This is a genomic window from Streptomyces sp. NPDC088730 (assembly GCF_044751215.1).
Lineage (GTDB): Bacteria > Actinomycetota > Actinomycetes > Streptomycetales > Streptomycetaceae > Streptomyces.
The window spans coordinates 292,813-309,341 of sequence record NZ_JBIVLK010000004.1 but is presented as its reverse complement, the minus strand read 5'-3'; the positions used below and the strand labels follow the sequence as shown (position 1 = coordinate 309,341).

Annotated in this window: 13 protein-coding genes and 1 tRNA gene; 11 read left to right on the top strand and 3 right to left on the bottom strand. The window is 72.6% G+C overall.

Features of this window, described 5'->3' with window-relative positions:
* The first annotated feature begins 19 nt into the window (after positions 1-19).
* The 4 genes from glpR (at position 20) to ACIP89_RS16365 (ending at position 4,433) form a co-directional block, all read left to right on the top strand.
* Positions 20-1,177: a gephyrin-like molybdotransferase receptor GlpR gene (gene glpR / locus ACIP89_RS16380; protein ID WP_402115396.1), complete on the top strand. Its 1,158-nt coding sequence runs from the start codon at positions 20-22 to the stop codon at positions 1,175-1,177.
* A gap of 96 nt (positions 1,178-1,273) precedes the next feature.
* Positions 1,274-1,347 (top strand) — tRNA-Ala (locus ACIP89_RS16375).
* Between the two features lie 986 nt (positions 1,348-2,333).
* Positions 2,334-4,100, top strand: a complete 1,767-nt coding sequence (locus ACIP89_RS16370; protein ID WP_402115394.1) for a fatty acyl-AMP ligase — start codon at positions 2,334-2,336, stop codon at positions 4,098-4,100.
* Between the two features lie 39 nt (positions 4,101-4,139).
* Positions 4,140-4,433 carry an acyl carrier protein gene (locus ACIP89_RS16365; protein ID WP_402115392.1) on the top strand — a complete coding sequence of 98 codons (294 nt, stop codon included), beginning with the start codon at positions 4,140-4,142 and terminating at the stop codon, positions 4,431-4,433.
* Between the two features lie 112 nt (positions 4,434-4,545).
* Here the strand turns inward: ACIP89_RS16365 and trpD are convergent, their stop codons facing one another.
* A complete protein-coding gene (gene trpD, locus ACIP89_RS16360; protein ID WP_401927045.1) occupies positions 4,546-5,604 on the bottom strand; it encodes an anthranilate phosphoribosyltransferase in 1,059 nt (352 codons plus the stop codon).
* A gap of 119 nt (positions 5,605-5,723) precedes the next feature.
* Here trpD and ACIP89_RS16355 point away from each other — a divergent pair, with 119 nt between their 5' ends.
* A complete protein-coding gene (locus ACIP89_RS16355; protein ID WP_402115390.1) occupies positions 5,724-7,127 on the top strand; it encodes a PLP-dependent aminotransferase family protein in 1,404 nt (467 codons plus the stop codon).
* On the opposite strand, the gene ACIP89_RS16350 is transcribed toward ACIP89_RS16355, so the two are convergent.
* Together ACIP89_RS16350 and ACIP89_RS16345 are read right to left on the bottom strand one after the other, a co-directional pair.
* Entirely contained in the window at positions 7,101-7,697 is a 597-nt protein-coding gene (locus ACIP89_RS16350; RefSeq protein WP_401927590.1) for an anthranilate synthase component II, read from the bottom strand. The genes ACIP89_RS16355 and ACIP89_RS16350 overlap by 27 nt on opposite strands.
* 29 nt (positions 7,698-7,726) lie before the next feature.
* Positions 7,727-9,217: an anthranilate synthase component I family protein gene (locus ACIP89_RS16345; RefSeq protein ID WP_402115388.1), complete on the bottom strand. Its 1,491-nt coding sequence runs from the start codon at positions 9,215-9,217 to the stop codon at positions 7,727-7,729.
* 293 nt (positions 9,218-9,510) lie between these two features.
* On the opposite strand from ACIP89_RS16345, the gene ACIP89_RS16340 reads away from it, so the two are divergent.
* The 6 genes from ACIP89_RS16340 to ACIP89_RS16315 all read left to right on the top strand — a co-directional run bounded on the left by ACIP89_RS16340 (position 9,511) and on the right by ACIP89_RS16315 (position 16,523).
* On the top strand, positions 9,511-10,869 hold the full coding sequence (locus ACIP89_RS16340; RefSeq protein ID WP_402115386.1) for a class II 3-deoxy-7-phosphoheptulonate synthase: 1,359 nt from the start codon (positions 9,511-9,513) through the stop codon (positions 10,867-10,869).
* 115 nt (positions 10,870-10,984) lie between these two features.
* Positions 10,985-11,998, top strand: a complete 1,014-nt coding sequence (locus ACIP89_RS16335) for a 3-oxoacyl-ACP synthase (RefSeq protein WP_402115384.1) — start codon at positions 10,985-10,987, stop codon at positions 11,996-11,998.
* A complete protein-coding gene (locus ACIP89_RS16330) occupies positions 11,995-12,294 on the top strand; it encodes an acyl carrier protein (protein ID WP_402115383.1) in 300 nt (99 codons plus the stop codon). The genes ACIP89_RS16335 and ACIP89_RS16330 overlap by 4 nt, the downstream gene beginning before the upstream one ends.
* Positions 12,278-13,507, top strand: a complete 1,230-nt coding sequence (locus ACIP89_RS16325; RefSeq protein WP_402115381.1) for an acyl-CoA dehydrogenase family protein — start codon at positions 12,278-12,280, stop codon at positions 13,505-13,507. Before ACIP89_RS16330 ends, ACIP89_RS16325 begins: the two co-directional genes overlap by 17 nt.
* Entirely contained in the window at positions 13,504-14,592 is a 1,089-nt protein-coding gene (locus ACIP89_RS16320) for an HAD-IIIC family phosphatase (RefSeq protein ID WP_402115379.1), read from the top strand. The genes ACIP89_RS16325 and ACIP89_RS16320 overlap by 4 nt, the downstream gene beginning before the upstream one ends.
* A complete protein-coding gene (locus ACIP89_RS16315) occupies positions 14,589-16,523 on the top strand; it encodes an amino acid adenylation domain-containing protein (RefSeq protein ID WP_402115378.1) in 1,935 nt (644 codons plus the stop codon). The genes ACIP89_RS16320 and ACIP89_RS16315 overlap by 4 nt, the downstream gene beginning before the upstream one ends.
* Positions 16,524-16,529: the final 6 nt, after the last annotated feature.

Here is a 16,529-nt window from a genome sequence, read left to right as displayed (position 1 = left end):
CCCCTCTACGGTGTGAGATGTGAGCAGCAGCGGCCTCATCTACGCAGTCATCGTCGGGGCCTGGGCCGCCTACTTGGTGCCGATGTGGCTCCGCAGGCAGGACGAGCTCAACGAAGCCCGTCCGACGGAGCGCTTCAGCACCGCCATCCGGCTGCTGTCCGGACGGGCGGCGATGGAGCGCCGGTACGCCAAGGGGTTGCAGGAGCGCACCGACGATGAGGCGGCGCCCGACGCCGACCCGGACGCGGACACGGATCGAATGGATTCCGTCGACGTCCGGAACTTCTCCGCGCCTCCGGCGCATACCGAGGCCCGGGTCCATGACCCGGCCCGTACGCCGGAGCGCGCACCGAAGGAGCGCCCGGCCCGGGAACGTCCGGCGCCCCCGACCGGCCCCGACCCCGTATCCGCCCGGCGCGCCCGCCCGCGCCCCGGTGGCATCGATGCCGAACGAGCCCGGCGCGCGCAGCGCACGCAGGTCCTCGCACGCCGTCGGCGTACCACCGTCGTCCTCTTCCTCGGCTTCACGCTCGGCGCGGTCGTCGCGGCGGTCGGCGGCCTCGGCTTCCTCTGGGCCCCCGCGGTTCCCGCGGTACTGCTGAGCACGTACATCGTGCATCTGCGCGCCCAGGAGCGGCGCAGGTTCGCCTTCACCATGGACCGGCGGCGGGCCGAGGTGGCAGCGCAGCACCTGCGCGAGAACCGCCCGCGCAGGCACCAGCCCGTCACGACGGCCACCGCGGAGTCCGACGAGGACCCCGAAGCGCGTCACCCCGCCCCCGAGCCCACCCCCACGGTCTCCCCGCAGGAGGCCGGCCGCCGCGCCCTGGTCGAGCAGACGGACCACGCGGAGTGGGTGGACCAGCAGCGCGAACGCGGCCGGGTCCAGGGCGACAGCTGGGAGCCGGTCCCGGTCCCGCTGCCGACCTACGTCACCGCCCCGGTCGCCCCGCGAGCCACGGGCGGCGTGGAGGTCGGCAACCCGGAGACCTGGAGCGCGGCCCGCTCCAGCACCGCGGAACCCGCCCAGCCGGCCGCCCCGCGCCCCGCGGCACCCCCCGTGGACCCCGCACCGCGCCAGCGCACCGGCCAGTCCCGCCGCTCCCGCGACCGGGGCCGGACGCCTCTCTTCGACCAGTACGACGAGGACGACCGCCCGCGGGCGGCCAACGAGTGAGGCCCCCGCCGCGCGCCGCGACGCCGACTCGGCTGACCAGCGCCTGACGGATTTCCGAGCACCCCGTAGAGGGTGCTAAAGTTTCACTCGTTGCAAGGGCCTGTGGCGCAGTCTGGTAGCGCACCTCGTTCGCATCGAGGGGGTCTGGGGTTCAAATCCCCACAGGTCCACGCACGGACCGTTCGCGAGTTAGCTCGTGAATGGTTCACGGAATCCCGTCCGATCATTCGATCGGACGGGATTCCGTCGTTTCTGGGCTCGTCTGGAGGCCCGGGTGCGCACATCGGGGTGGTTCGGTGGCCGCCGTCCTGCTGCCAGCCCGTGTGCGGCATGGGTGTGCCAGGTCACCAGGATTCTCAGGTTCGCGAGTGACCTGGCCCGGGGCGCGGCGGTGCTTGCGGTTGCCGATGTCGAGGGCCCCCGCCGGCCGTGACGGCGTTGAGGCCGGTGCAGACGGACGGTGCGGACGGTGGGGTGTCGAGTGCGAAGCCGGAATCCTGCGCGGTGCCAGAGCCTGTGTCAGCTTCGCCCGCCTCGTGACCACCTGGCTCGCCCGTCGGGGCAGCATGTACACCCCGCCGCACGAAGGTCCTTGAGTCGGTTCAGGAACGGTGACGAGATCCCGTCCGATCGCAAGATCGGGCGGGATCTTCGTCGTTCCGGGGTCGCTCGATGCCTGGTCGGGGTGGGGGACGGCGGCGTATGCACTGCCAGGTGAGCGCACCGAGGCATACCGGCCCGGAGAGCGCCGGGGCGTCAGTGCTGTGTCAGTGCGGGTCGGCAGACTCTTCGCAGAGTCGCTGGGCGGCAGCCGATCCGCTGCCGGGGCCCGGCGGCTGGGTTTGGAGTCCGAACATGGGTGTGATCGGTACCGACAGGTCAGCCGAGTTGGCTGGTTCAGCCCCCTCCAGCTCCAAGGGTGCAGTCAGCTCGTCCTCGCGTGCGGTCCAGCGGGCCGTACCGGCCGTACTGGCTGAACTCCCCACGTCCTACCCGTACAACAGCGCGTCCCGGCCGCACCAGTGCTTCGGCGACCGTCCCTTGCCGTCGTCCCGTGGCGGTTCCCGCGCCCGGCAGTCGTTCGGGGCCGGCCGGAGCGTCGCCGAACGGGCGGGTGTGGAAGCCGAGTACCCCGTCGCCCGAGGAGAGTGAAGCCGTGGACAGTCCGACCGCGCAGCCCCTTGCCGGGACCCTCATCGACGTGCTGGTCGAGCGCGCCCGCGGGGTGACCGCAGGGCTGCCGCTCTTCACCGCGCTGGACTCCGGCGGTGACCCGACCGACCGGGTGAGCGCCGCCGCGCTGCTCGGCCGGGTGCGTGCCGTGGCCGCCGCCCTGCGCACGGTCGGCGCGGCCGGGGACCGCGTCGTCGTGCCCGCCCTGCCGGGGCTCGACTTCCATGCGGGCTTCCTCGGCTGCCTGTACGCGGGGATGATCGCCGTGCCGGTACCGCCGCTGCGGACCGGCGCACGGCACCGCGCGACCGTCCGCAACGATCGGCTGGAGAAGATCCTCCGTGACTGCGCGCCGGTCGCGGTGCTGGTGTCCACGCCGGAGGAAGCCGAGGACGCGCGGCGTGCCGACGCGGATGCCGGTGCGGGCCCCGAGCCCGTACCGGCCCGGATAGCCGTGCGGCAGCCGGCTGACCAGGGAACGCCGGGTCCCGCTCGTACGGCGTCGGACCCCGCCGCCGTCGCGCTGCTCCAGTACACCTCGGGCTCGACGGGCGACCCCCGTGGGGTGATCGTCGGCCACGGCAGCCTGGTCGCCAACCAGCGTGCGGTACGGGACCGCTGCGAGATCGGCCCCGAGACCACTGTGGTCAGCTGGCTGCCGCTCTTCCACGACATGGGGCTCTGTACCGGGCTCGTCCTGCCCCTGGTCTCGGGGGCGGCCGCCGTCACGATGGAGCCCGCGACCTTCGTGCGCGACCCGCGCGTCTGGCTGCGCGCCATCGAAGCGGAGGAAGACGTGTTCGCGGCCGCGCCGGACTTCGCGTACGAGCTGTGTGTCCGGCGGATTCCGGAGGCCGAGAGGGCCGGGACCGACCTGTCGACCTGGCGGGTTGCGGCCAACGGCTCCGAGCCGGTGAAGGCGTCGACGCTGCGCCGCTTCGCCGAGGCGTTCCGGCCCAGCTTCTTCCGCGAGGAGGTCTTCTCGCCGGGGTACGGGCTCGCCGAGTCGACGCTCATCGTCACGATGGGGAAGCCGCTCTTCCCGGCCCCGGTGCGCCACTACGAGCGGGCCGCCCTCGCGGAGGGCAAGGCCGTACCGGCCACGCCGTCCGCCGGGACGGTCGAGCTGGTCGGCTGCGGCACCGCGGTCACCGGGGCCGCGGTACGCGTCGTCGATCCGGAGACGCGCCGCCCCCTGGCCGAGCGGATGGTGGGCGAGATCTGGGTGGACGCCCCCGGGAACTGCGCGGGGTACTGGCGGAACGAGGCCGGGTCGGCCAAGGTCTTCGGCGCGCGGACCGAGGGCGCCGCCCCGGGGACGGAGGGGAACCACGTACGCACCGGTGACCTGGGATTCCTCGAGGAGGGCGAGCTGTTCGTCACCGGGCGCCTCAAGGACGTACTGATCATCGGCGGCGAGAACTACTTCCCGCAGGACGTCGAGGCGGTGGCCGGCGAAGCCCACGCCGCCTTCGCGTACCAGCGCGCCGCTGCCTGGCCGCTGGAGGAAGAGCGGAACGGGGTCGCCGTCGTGATCGAGACGGCCGAGCGGGACCAGGAGGTGCTGGCCGGGGCCGTACGGGCGGCCGGTATGGCGGTTGCCAGGGCGCTGCCCGCCCCGGTGAGCGTCTTCGCGGTGGCCAGGAACAAGGTGCCCCGTACCACCAGCGGCAAGATCCGCCGCCGGGCCTGCGCCCAGCAGGTGGCGGCCGGACAGCTGCGGCCGCTCGCCCAGTGGTCCAGCCGTTGAAGTCGAGGAGGAGACGTGAGGTCGAGAGGAGACGTGAGGATGAGTAGCCGACGAACCGGTCCGCAGGACGTGTCGGAGCAGGAAGTGGCCGACCACCTGGTCCAGTTGCTCGCCGGACTGCTGGAACTGGCGCCGGAGGCCATTGACCCCGAGGTGCCCCTCAGCGCGTACGGAGTCGACTCGGCGACCAGCACCTGGCTCGCGGGTGAACTGTCCAGCCGGTGCGGCATCCGGGTGGAGCGTGAGCTGCTGCTCGGCCGGCCGAGTGTGGCCGAGGCCGCCGCGGACGTGATGGCGGTGCTGCGCCGGCGGCCGGAGCGCGACCGGGTCTGAGCCGGGACCGCCCGTCCTTCCCGTGGCTGCCACGACGTCGGGGCCGGCCTTCCTCCGTACCCGGTGCGGCCGCTTCCCGGGACCGGGAGGCGGCCGGGACACGCGGGCCTGATCAGCCGGCCTTGGCGTACTTGGCCGTGACCGCCGCCCAGTGTTCGAGGACGTCCGCCGCGCCACCCGAGTCGACGGCTTCGGCGGCCTGTTCGAGGCCGGCCGCGAGCCGCTCGGTGACGGGGCGGCGGCTGGGCTCCAGGGCCGCGAGCCCAGCCGCGGCCGACAGCAGTACCGCGTCCCGGACCGGCCCCCGGTTCCCGGCGAACACCTCGTGGGCCACCCGTGCGTTGTGAGCGCGGTCGCCGCCGCGCAGCGCGGCGGCCGGCGCGTAGCCGATTCCGATGTCCCGCGGGTCGAAGGACTCGGTGCGGACCTCGCCACCGAGGACCGACCAGACCGTGGAGGTAGTGGTGACCGTCAGTTCGTCCATCCCGTCGTCCCCGCGAAAGACCAGCGCGGAGACTCCGCGGCGGGCCAGCACCCCCGCGAGCAGCGGCGCGAGGCGCCGGTCCGCGACGCCCACCGCCTGGGCGGTGGGCGACGCCGGATTGGCCAGCGGGCCCAGCACATTGAAGACGGTGCGGATGCCCAGCTCACGGCGCGGTCCGGCGGCGTGCCGCATCGCCGGGTGGAACGCCGGGGCGAAGCAGAAGGTGATGCCGGTCTCCTCGGCGACCGCCGCGACCTGCTGCGGAGCCAGCGTCAGAGCAACGCCGAGCTCCTCCAGCACATCGGCAGAGCCACAGGCGGAGGAGGCGGAGCGGTTACCGTGTTTGACCACGCGGGCGCCCGCCGCGGCGGCCACGACCGCCGACATCGTGGACACGTTGACGCTGTTGGAGCCGTCGCCACCGGTCCCGACGATGTCCAGCGCGGGGCCCGGGACGTGCAGCGGCACGGCGTGCCGGTACATGGCGTGCACCATGCCCTCGATCTCGTCGACGGTCTCGCCCTTGGCACGCAGCGCCACCAGGAGACCGGCCACGGCGGCCGCCCCGGCGCTGCCCGACATGACCTGGTCCATCGCCCAGGCCGTGTCGTGGGCGGTCAGATCTCCGCGTTCCAGAAGTGTGTTGAGCAGCTCCGGCCAGGTACGGCCCTGTGGCTCGGCAGTCACGGGAATTCTCCTTGAACGGCGCAAGCTGACGTGTCGCCGTCCAGTCTGCGAATGGCGGCAGCTTTCTTCCAGACCAATGTCGGGCGACCGGTACGGACCACTTCAGGAGGGACAGGACCGTGGCCTTGCATATAGCGGTTGAGGTGGTCAGGGATTCCAGAAACTCCCTGACCACGCAGATCCAGGAATTCATCAAGAGGGAGATATCCGAGGGAATTCTCCAGCCGGGCACCCGGCTGCCGTCCAGCCGCCGGCTCGCGGATGATCTGGACGTATCGCGCAGCGTGGTCGTGGAGGCGTACGGACAGCTCGTCGCCGAGGGATACCTGGAGGCGGCCCAGGGCGCGGGCACCAGGGTGGTGGGCCATTTCGAGGCCGAGCCCGCCCCGCCCGCCCTGCTGGACGAAGGCAAGGTGCCGCGGGTCCGCTGGGACCTGCGCCCCGGAGGCGGCAACACTCCGGCCTTTCCGCGGCGCGAGTGGCTGCGCTGCTACCAGCGGGCCCTGCAGGCGACGGAGCCGGCGCACCACGGCTACCCGCCGCCGGCCGGTGACCCCGCGCTGCGCCATGAACTCGCCGGCTACCTGGGCCGTCTGAGGGGGCTGCGCACCTCTCCGGAGCACCTCATGGTGGTGGCCGGATTCGCCCAGACGCTGAGCCTGGTCTGCGAGGTCCTGCCGGGCCTGGGCATCGACGCGCTCGCGATCGAGGACCCGGGCCACCCGGGGCAGCGGCAGTTCGTCCGCGAGAGCGGGCTGCGGGCGGTGCCGGTTCCGGTCGACGGCCAGGGCATCGACGTGGACGCGCTGGCCGCGTCCGGAGTACGCGCCGTCCTGGTCGCCCCCGCCCACCAGTTCCCCACCGGCGTCACCCTGTCCGCGGAGCGCCGCGAGGCCCTGGCGCGCTGGGCCCGGGACGTGGACGGCTGGGTGATCGAGGACGACTACGACGGTGGCCTGTGGTACGAACGGGGCCCTCGGCCACTGGCGTTGCAGCGCCTGATGCCGGGCCGGGTCGTCTACGCGGGCACCGCCAGCAAGACGCTGTCCCCGGGGCTCCGGCTGGGCTGGCTCGCCGCACCCCGGCCGATGCTCGACGAGCTGCTGCGGGCGCGCGCCCGGCACGACCTGGGCACCGAGACCCTTACCCAGCTGGCTTTCGCCGAGCTCCTGCGCACCGGGCTGTTCGACCGCCATCTGCGTCGTCTGAACGCCCTGGGTCGCAGGCGCCGGGACGCCCTGGACGAAGCGGTCTTCAGGTATCTGCCCGGTGCCGTGGTGCTGGGCCGGGGTGCGGGGCTGCACGCCTACGTGCGGCTGCCCCGGCACACCGACGAGGGGGCGCTGGTGGCCGGGGCGCTGCGCCGGTCCGTCCTGGTGCGCGGGGCCGCCGCGTTCCACGCCCGGCCGCGCCGGGATGCCCCGGCCCTGGTGGTGGGCCATGCGCATCTGCCCTGTTCCGGGGTGGCCGAGGCCATCCGCGCGATGGGTGTGCGGTCAGACGCCGATGCGCTGCTCCCGTGAACCCGCCGCGTCGGTGAGGAAGTTACGCATCATGGCGAGCCCGCCGGTCGTGGTGATGCTCTCCGGGTGGAACTGCACCGACTCGATGGGCAGCGTGCGGTGCCTCAGTCCCATCACATAGCCGTGGTCGATGGCGACGGCGGTGGTGACCAGCTGCTCCGGGAGGGGTTCGGCGACGATCAGCGAGTGGTAACGGGTCACTTCGAGGGTGTTGCCCAGCCCCCGGAACAAGCCTTCACCGTCGTGCCTCACCATGCTCGTCCGCCCGTGCATCACCTGGTCCGCCACCTCGATCGTGCCGCCGTGAGCCAGTGCGATGGCCTGGTGCCCGAGGCAGACGCCGAGCAGCGGCACCGTCCCGGCGAACCGGTGCACCAGCTCGACGTGACCGGACTCTGCGGGGTGCCCGGGGCCGGGTCCGAGCACCACCGCGTCGGGGCGCGAGGCGGCCAGCTCGTCGGGGGAGCGGGACAGCGACCGTACGACCTCGGTACGCGCGCCCAGAGTGCGCAGGTACTGGTCGATGATGTGCACGAAACTGTCGTACGCGTCGATCAGCAGGACCTTCATGTCCGGTACGCCCTTCGGCTCCGTGGTGTTCACGACAGCAGCTCCTCACCGGTGAGCGCCCAGTAGGCGGCCCCCATCTTGGCCAGCGTCTCCCGCCACTCGGCCGCGGGTTCCGACTGCGCCACGATGCCCGCCGAGCTCTGGGTGGAGTACGTGCTCCCGTCGTACTCGATGGTGCGGATGCACAGCGCCAGTTCGCTCCAGCCGCGTACGTCGACCAGGCCCACGGCGCCCGCGTAGCTCCCGCGCCGCTGCTCTTCGAGCCCGTCGATGATCTCCATGGCGCGCACCTTGGGCGCGCCGGTCATCGTCCCGGCGGGGAAGGTCGCCCGCACCACCTGCCAGGTGTCCAGACCGTCCTGGAGCCGGCCGGTGACCGTGGAGACGAGATGGAAGACGTGCGAGAAGCTCTCCACCGCCATCAGCCGGTCTACCGGCTGGGTGCTGGGGCGCGCCACCCGGCCGATGTCGTTGCGGCACAGGTCGACCAGCATGATGTGCTCCGCCTGCTCCTTGGTGCTCTCCCGCATCTCCTTGACGCGCCGCTGGTTCTCCTCCTCGTCCGTGCCGCGCCGCGCGGTGCCCGCGATGGGGCGCATCTCGATCGTGTCCCCCTCGACGCGGAAGAACAGCTCGGGGCTGGCGCCGATCAGCACGCTGTCCGCCCGGGGCATCAGGTACATGTAGGGCGACGGGTTGCGCTCCCGCAGCCGGCGGTAGACCTCGACGGGGGTCAACGCGGAACGCACGTCGAGGCGGTGGCCGATCTGGATCTGGTAGATGTCCCCGACCCCGATGTGGGCCAGGCACCGGTCGGCCCAGTCCATGAAGGTCTCCCGGTCCACGCTGTCGTGCACCGACAGGGGCGCGGGCGCCTCGGGAACGGCGGGGCCGGGCCGCCGCGCCAGGGCCGCGACGTCCACCGCGACCCGCGCGTCGGCGAAGGCGTCGCTCCGGGCGGTCAGCCGCCGGACCCGGCCCGACGACAGGTCGTACCAGACGGTGTCCCGGAAGAGCGTGAGGGTGATGTCCGGTCCGCGCGGAACCTTGGTGCGGTCCGGGAGCTCCTCCATGTGCCAGGCGGATTCGTACGCGAGCGTGGTCAGGAAGCCGAAGGCGTACGACGTCGCCGGGATCCGGGTGTCCACGGCGAAGAGGGCCTGCGCCCGCGAGAGCAGGCCCCACACCCGGTCCGGGCCGGTGAAGCGGTATCCGCGCACATCGGAGCCGGCCGGATGCTCGGCGGTCATCCCCAGCGACTCCGCCTCCTGTGCCAGGGCCAGGACGAGCGGACCGGCCCCGTCGATCTCGACGTAGCCGTCGTACACCCGGATCTCGGCCAGCCGGCCGAAGCCGACGACGGCCGAGCGGCGGTCCCGGGCGGCGCCGTCGACGCTCTCGAAGAGGAATACGTCCTGAACCGGGAGCAGCTCCCTCAGGTGTACGTACAGATCGAGAGGATCGTGGTGCGGCAGACCGGTATCGGTGACCGTGATACCGATCCTGCTCGTTCCCGGCATGGTGAACTCCTCGTGAATTCGGTGCCGATGGCGTTATCGGCCGGCCCACTTCTGCTCGGCCGCGGTCAGCAAAACAGTGGTGCGCCGGTGGAGCCAGACCAATCCGCACCCTCGGATGCGGTCCATTCCCGATTCGCTTGACCCGCACCGGCTCGTTGGATTGAGCTGGTGCACGTCTGAATCGGCGACACGAATTCCCGGTCGTCCCCACCGCGCCCCATTGAGAACTTCCTCCCTGTCCGCCGCCCGCCCGGAAGGCCGCAATGAGAGTCAGCAAGAGGGAACCCGAAGCGATGAAAGACGCCCGCGACTCCTGGCGCGGGCTCCCCGCGGCCCAGCAGCCGGACTGGCCCGACAGGGCCGCACTGCGGGCGGCGACCGGGCAGCTGGAGCTCGCCCCGCCGCTGGTCTTCGCCGCCGAATGCGATCTGCTGCGCCGCAGGATGGCCGCGGTGGCGCGCGGGGAGGCCGTCCTCCTCCAGGGCGGCGACTGTGCCGAGACCTTCGCGCGGACGACGGCCGAGGCCATCCACGGAAAGCTCAAGACCCTTCTGCAGATGGCCGTGGTGCTCACCCACGCCACCGCCCTGCCCGTCGTCAAGGTCGGCCGGCTGGCCGGCCAGTACGCGAAGCCCCGTTCCAGTGCCGTGGAGCGGCGCGGCGGCGTAGAACTGCCCTCCTACCGGGGCGATGCGGTGAACGGCGCGGAGTTCACCGCCGAGGCCCGGCGGCCCGACCCGGACCGGCTGCGCAGGATGTACGAGTCGTCGGCCATCACGCTCAACCTCGTCCGGGCCCTGACCACCGGCGGATTCGCCGACCTGCGCCAGGTGCACGCCTGGAACCAGGGCTTCGTGGCGGATTCGCGGGCCGGTGAGCGCTACGAGCGGCTGGCCGACGCGATCGACCGCAGCCTGGCCTTCATGCAGGCCTGCGGGGTCGACACCCGGGAGCTCGGCACCACCGAGTTCTTCGTCAGCCACGAGGGCCTGTTGCTGGAGTACGAGGCGGCCCTGACCCGCGCCGATCCCGGTACGGGCAGGTCGTACGCCACCAGTGGCCATCTGCTGTGGATCGGGGAGCGGACCCGGGACCTGGACGGGGCGCACGTCGAGTACTTCTCGCGGGTGGCCAACCCCATCGCGGTGAAGATCGGCCCCACCGTCAGCCCCGACTCCGTCATGGCGCTGCTCGACCGGCTCGACCCGGGCCGCGAGCCCGGCCGGCTCACCTTCGTGGTCAGGGCGGGCGCCGACCGCATCCGCGACGTGCTGCCCACCTTGGTGCAGAAGGTCGAGGCGGAGGGTGCGCTGGTCTGCTGGGTCAGCGACCCGATGCACGGCAACACCATCACCGCGGCGAGCGGCCACAAGACCCGCAGGTTCGACACGATCCTGGACGAGGTGCGTGGCTTCGTCGAGGTCCACCGCGAGCTGGGCAGCCATCCCGGCGGCATCCACGTGGAGTTCACCGGGGACGACGTCACCGAGTGCATCGGCGGGGGCAACACGGTCCTTCCCGAGCACCTGCACCAGCGCTACGAGACGGCCTGTGACCCGCGCCTGAACCACACGCAATCCCTGGACCTGGCCTTCCTGCTCGCCGAGATGTACCGCGAACTCCCCGGCCGGTCAGGAGCTAGCGACTGCTGAGGCCCCCCGCGCAAGGGCTCGGCCGGTGGATTTGGCGTCCGCTTAAAGACCTGGCGGCTCCGGGACCCCAAGGGCACGCTGAGGCCATCCGGCTCTCGGACGAGAGGGAACGACCGTGTCCCAGCAGGCCCTTCAGCACGGTGTGGCACCCGTCGCCATCCGCAGCGCCGCCTGGTATCTGCCCGAGCACACACTGCCGGTCACCGGGGTGCGGACGCTCGATGAGACCGAGCGGGCCACCCGCGACGCCCTGGGCATCGACACCGTCCGGGCGGACGACCGGCTCGACTCCGTCACTCTCGCGGAACGTGCCGCGCGCCGGGCCCTCGAAGAGGCGGGGCTCGGCGCCGGGGACCTGGGCGCCCTGGTGATGGTGGAGTCGCGGGCCCAGGAGACGTTCCTCAGCTCCGAGGCGACCCGGCTCCAGCAGTTGCTCGGCGCCGACAGCGCCCTCACCTTCTCGGTGGGCGGGCTCGGCTGCGTATCGATCACCCCGGCCCTGCTGGCGGCCCGCGGACTGCTGGCCGCGGACCCCGCCCTGGACCATGTCCTGGTCGTGCACGGCAGCAAGCCGGCCGCCGCCCTGCGCTACCGCCACCCCGTCACGGTGAACGGCGACGCCGGGCAGGCGCTGCTGCTCTCCCGCGGTGGGAGCATGCGGATACGTGACATCGCGCAGCTGAGCAACGGGCGTTACTGGGACCTGTTCCACGTCGACTACCGGGACCGCCCCACCGCCCAGTGGCGCGAACAGTGCACGGAACCCAGCACCTACTCCTTCCGCCTGGCCATGGAGACGCGCAACCGCCTCTCCTCGATGCTCGGCGACCTGCTGAGCCGCAACGGGATCGTCCGCGAGGATGTCGGCGGCTTCGTCAGCCAGAACCTGTCCGCGGGGGGATTCACCTTCCTGGAGGACTCCCTGGGCATCGAACTGCTGCCGGCGTGCCGGCGGAACCTGCGGAGGTACGGACACCTCGGCCCCATTGACGTATTCCTCAATCTCCGCACCGCACTGGACCGCGAAGAGGTGGCCCCCGGCGGCCTCGCGGTCCTGATCAACGTCAGCCCGGTGGCCGCCTGGAGCCTGCTGCTGGTCGAGACAGGTCCACAGGAGGACGTGGCATGAACGACGACGTCAACGACATCAACAACGCCAACGACATCACAGGGCAGATCACCGAGTTCCTGAGCGCGGCGCTCCGGCGGAGGATCGAGCCGGACGACGACTACTTTGAGCAGGGTTTCGCCGACTCCCTGTTCGCGCTGGAGCTGGTGACCTTCGTGGAGGGCCGCTTCGACCTCACGATCGAGGTCGAGGACCTGGATCTCGACAACTTCAGGACCGCCCACCGCATCACGGAGGTCGTGAGGCGCAAGGCCGGTGCCCCGGGGCGGGGAGTGGCGCATGCTGACGGGTCCTGAAGGCGGGCCCGGCGCCGCGACGCCTGAGGCGCCGCCCCCGGACCTGTTCCGGGCGGCGGAGGACGCGGCGGCCGAAGCACGCGCCCGCGCCTCTCGCTGGGACCAGGACGGCGGGCTGCCCGATTCGGTGCGGCAGCGGTTCGCCGCGTCGGGACTGCTCGCCGCCGACCTGCCCGAGCGGTACGGGGGCGCGGGCCTCGATCCACTCACGCTCGGGGAGATCACCGCACGGATCGGCGGTGAGTGCAGCGCCCTGCGCGGGCTGCTGACCGTACAGGGCATGGTCGCGGCGGCGCTGCTGCGCTGGGGAACGGCGGAGCAGCGGGACGACTGGCTGCCCCGGCTGGCCGGCGGCGAGCTGACCGCAGGCCTCGCGGTGACCGAACAGGCGGCCGGCAGCGAGCTGGGCTCGGTGGAGACCCGTATCGATCCACTGGGCCGGTCCGGCTCCCGGGAACTGGTCGTGAGCGGCCGCAAGCGCTGGATCACCTTCGGCGAGGTCGCCGACGTGTTCCTGGTGCTCGGCAGGTACGAGGGGAAGCCGGCCGCCGTGCTCGTGGACGCGGACCGGGCCGGTGTCGAGCGGGAGCCGGTGCGCGGGCAGCTCGGCATGCGGGCCGCCCGGATCGCCCATCTGTCCTTCGAGGGTGTGCGGGTGCCCAGGAGTCAGCTGGTCGCCCCGCCCGGTCTGGGGCTCTCCCATGTCATCGGGACCGCGCTCGACCACGGCCGCTTCACGGTCGCCTGGGGGTGCGTGGGGATGGCGGAGGCGTGCGTCGAGGACGCCGCCACCCACGCGGCGGCCCGCCGCCAGGGCGGCACCCTCCTGGGCGATCACCAGCTGGTCCGGTCGATGCTGGCCAGGGCGGCGGTGGACGCCGCCGGGGCCCGCGAACTCGCCCGCAGGGCCGCGGAGGCCCGTGCCCCGGGGCCGGGGCACGGGGTGCCGGAGACGCTCATGGCCAAGTACGCGGCGGCCTCCGCGGCGGCGACGGCGAGCCGCGACGCCGTCCAGGTGCTCGGTTCGGCCGGCTGCGCACCCGACAGCAGGGCGGGCCGCCACTTCCGGGACGCCAAGGTCATGGAGATCATCGAAGGAGCGCAGCAGGTGTCCGAACTGCACATAGCCGAAAGGCTGTTACGCCGCTTCGGGGCTGCGGAGCGCGGCACGGACCGCCCCGCCGGGTCCCCTTTCCCCGGGGCCGTGTCGTGACGGCGGCGAGCGGCGCTCCGACCGTCAAGTGCCTCGTGTGGGACCTGGACGACACCCTGTGGGACGGCGTGGTGCTGGAGGGCGACGACCCCGAGCCCTTCCCCGCCGCGCTGGAGACCCTGGCCGAGCTGGACCGTCGCGGCATCCTGCACGCCGCCGCCGGCCGCGGCGAGCGGAGCGTCACCGGCCGTCATCTGACGGAACGCGGGCTGGCCGAGTGGTTCTGCGCGGTGCGGGTGGGCTGGGGTGCCAAGTCCGCCTCGGTGCGCCGGATCGCGAAGGCCCTCAACATCGGTCTGGACACCATCGCTTTCGTGGACAACGACCCGGTGGAGCGGGCCGAGGTCGCGAGCGAACTCCCGATGGTCCGCTGCTACCGGGCGGCGGAGGTCGGACAGCTGCCGGAGTTGGCGGAGTTCCGGCCGGAGCACATCACCGCGGAGGCCACCGGACGGCGCCGGCTCTATCAGACCGAGTGGCAACGCCACGAGGCCGAGGAGGAGTTCACCGAAGGGCGCGAGGCGTTCCTCGACTCGCTCGGCCTGGTCATGGAGGTCCGCCCGGCTACGGAGGAGGACCTGTCCCGGGCGAGCGAGCTGACCGTCCGCACCCATCAGCTCAACAGCACCGGGCTGACCTACGGCATTGACGAACTGCGGCGGCTGAGCGCGTCCCCGGACCATCAGGTGCTGCTGGCCAGGCTCAGGGACCGCTTCGGCGACTACGGGATCATCGGCCTGTCCGTCAACGAACTCATCGGGCGGGACTCGGTCCTGCGGCTGATGCTGATGTCCTGCCGGGTCGCCTCGCGCGGGGCGGGGAGCGTGCTGCTGCACCACCTGATCCGGCGGGCACTGGCGGACGGCCGACGCCCGGTCGCGCATTTCACCCCGACAGAGGCCAACCGGAACCTGCTGGTCACCATGCGCTTCGCCGGCTACGCGACGACGGCCGGGGAGCAGGACCGCCTGGTGCTCGCCGTGGACCCGCGGCGCCCGCAGGGCAAGGCCCCGGGCCACACCCGCGTGATCGTCGGTGCGGAACGCCCGGCACGGGAAACGACACAGGAAGCGAGGCCGCGATGACCCGGCATCCAGGTGGCACCGGTGGGTCCGTCCGCGCGGAGGCCACTGCGGAGACCTCGGCAGAGGCCCTGGCGGAGACCCCGGCGCAGGTACGGCCCGTGTGGGCCGCCTTCCGCAGCCAGGTGGCCGCGGTGCCAGAGGAGACCGCGCTCGTGGTCGGCGGGGAGTCGCTGACGTACCGCGAGCTCGACCACGCCACGGCCGGTCTGGCGCGGCTGCTGCGGCGGCACGGGCTGCGGCCGGGCCGGGTCGTCTGTGTCCGGACGGAGCAGAGCGCCCTGTCCGTGGTGGCCATGCTCGCCGCACTGCGCACCGGCGCCACCTGGGCGGTCCTGGAACCGGACCTGCCCGTGGGGCGGTTCGAGGCGCTCTGCCGGGACGTCGACTGCGCGGTGGTGCTGAGCGAGGGCGACGACGCGGTACCGGCCTCCGCGCTCGCGGAGATGGCCGGCCCTCCGGTGGTCCTGGACGCGGCGGACCTCCCGCTGACCCGGCTCGTCCAGGCGGGCCGGGCGCTGCCCGCGGAGCCGTCCCCGCCGGACCAGGGGACGAGCCCCGCCTACATCGCCTACACCTCGGGGTCCACCGGTGTGCCGAAAGGCGTGCTGGTCGGCCGGGAACAGCTCGCGGCGTCCATCGGCTGCCGGGGGCCGGTGTACGGCACCGAGCGCTCCGTCTTCCTGATCGCGCTGCGGCTGTCCTTCGACGGGATCCTGGGCGGAATGTTCTGGTCGCTCACCGGCGGTCACACGCTGGTGCTCCCCGATCCCCGGCAGCTCGCGCGGGTGACGGAGTTCGTCCGGCTGGCCAGGGAACACCGTGTGACCCACCTGTTCAACATCCCCTCCTACTACCGGGCTGTCCTCCAGGACCCGGGTGGTCTGCCCGACACGCTGCGCCTGGTGGTCGTGGGGGGCGAGGTCTGCACCCCCCGGTTGGTGGCCGCACACCGCGAGCGGCTGCCCCGGGTACCGATCGTCAACGAGTACGGGCCCACGGAGACGACCATCGCCTGCACGGTGGAGACCGATCCCGGCCCGGCCGGGGACCGGGTCCCCATCGGGCGGCCCTGGCCGGGGGTGCGGACCCTGGTACTGGACGAGCGGCTGCGTGAGGTGCCGCCCGGGGAGCGGGGCGAGCTCTACGTCGGCGGCTCGCTGGTGGCGATCGGCTACGCGAACCAGCCGGCCCGTACGGCCGAGCGATTCGTCGCGGACCCGTACGGGCGGCGTCCGGGCGGGCGCCTCTACCGGACCGGGGACGTAGCCAGCGTCGACGAGCGGGGCGCGCTGCACTACCACGGCAGAACGGACAACCAGGCCAAGATCCGCGGGATGCGGATCGAACTCGGCGAGATCGAAAGCGTGCTGGAACACCATCCGGGCGTGGAGCAGGCCGTGGTGCTCTGCGAGCGTGCCGGGCAGGGCGAGCCCCAGGTGATCGCCTTCGTGCTGCCGGCACCCGGCAGCACCCCGCCGGACGCCGCGGAGCTGCGCCGACACTGCCGGGGCCGGCTGGTGGAGCAGGCCACACCGACCCTGTTCGTACGGGTCGGCCACATGCCGCTGGACCGCAGCACCAAGGCGGACCGGGCCGCGCTCCGCACCCTGATCCCGACGGACCGGCAGGGCTCCGAGGGCGCCGCGGACGGCGAATGGAGCGGCCACCGACCCGCCGTGGCCCGGGTCTGGGCGGAGGTCCTCGGGCACTCCGGCTCCACCCCGGACGACAACTTCTTCGCCGTCGGCGGGAGTTCGGTCAAGGTCATCGACCTGTTCGACAGGCTGGACGGGCTCTGGCCCGAGGCGCTGCGGGTGGGCGAGCTGTTCGACTACATCACCATCGCCGCCCAGGCACAGCTGATCGCGGAGCGCCTCGGCGAGCGCACCCGGGACGAGGAACCCGCCGCACCGGTCACCTACGAGCTCTGACACGCA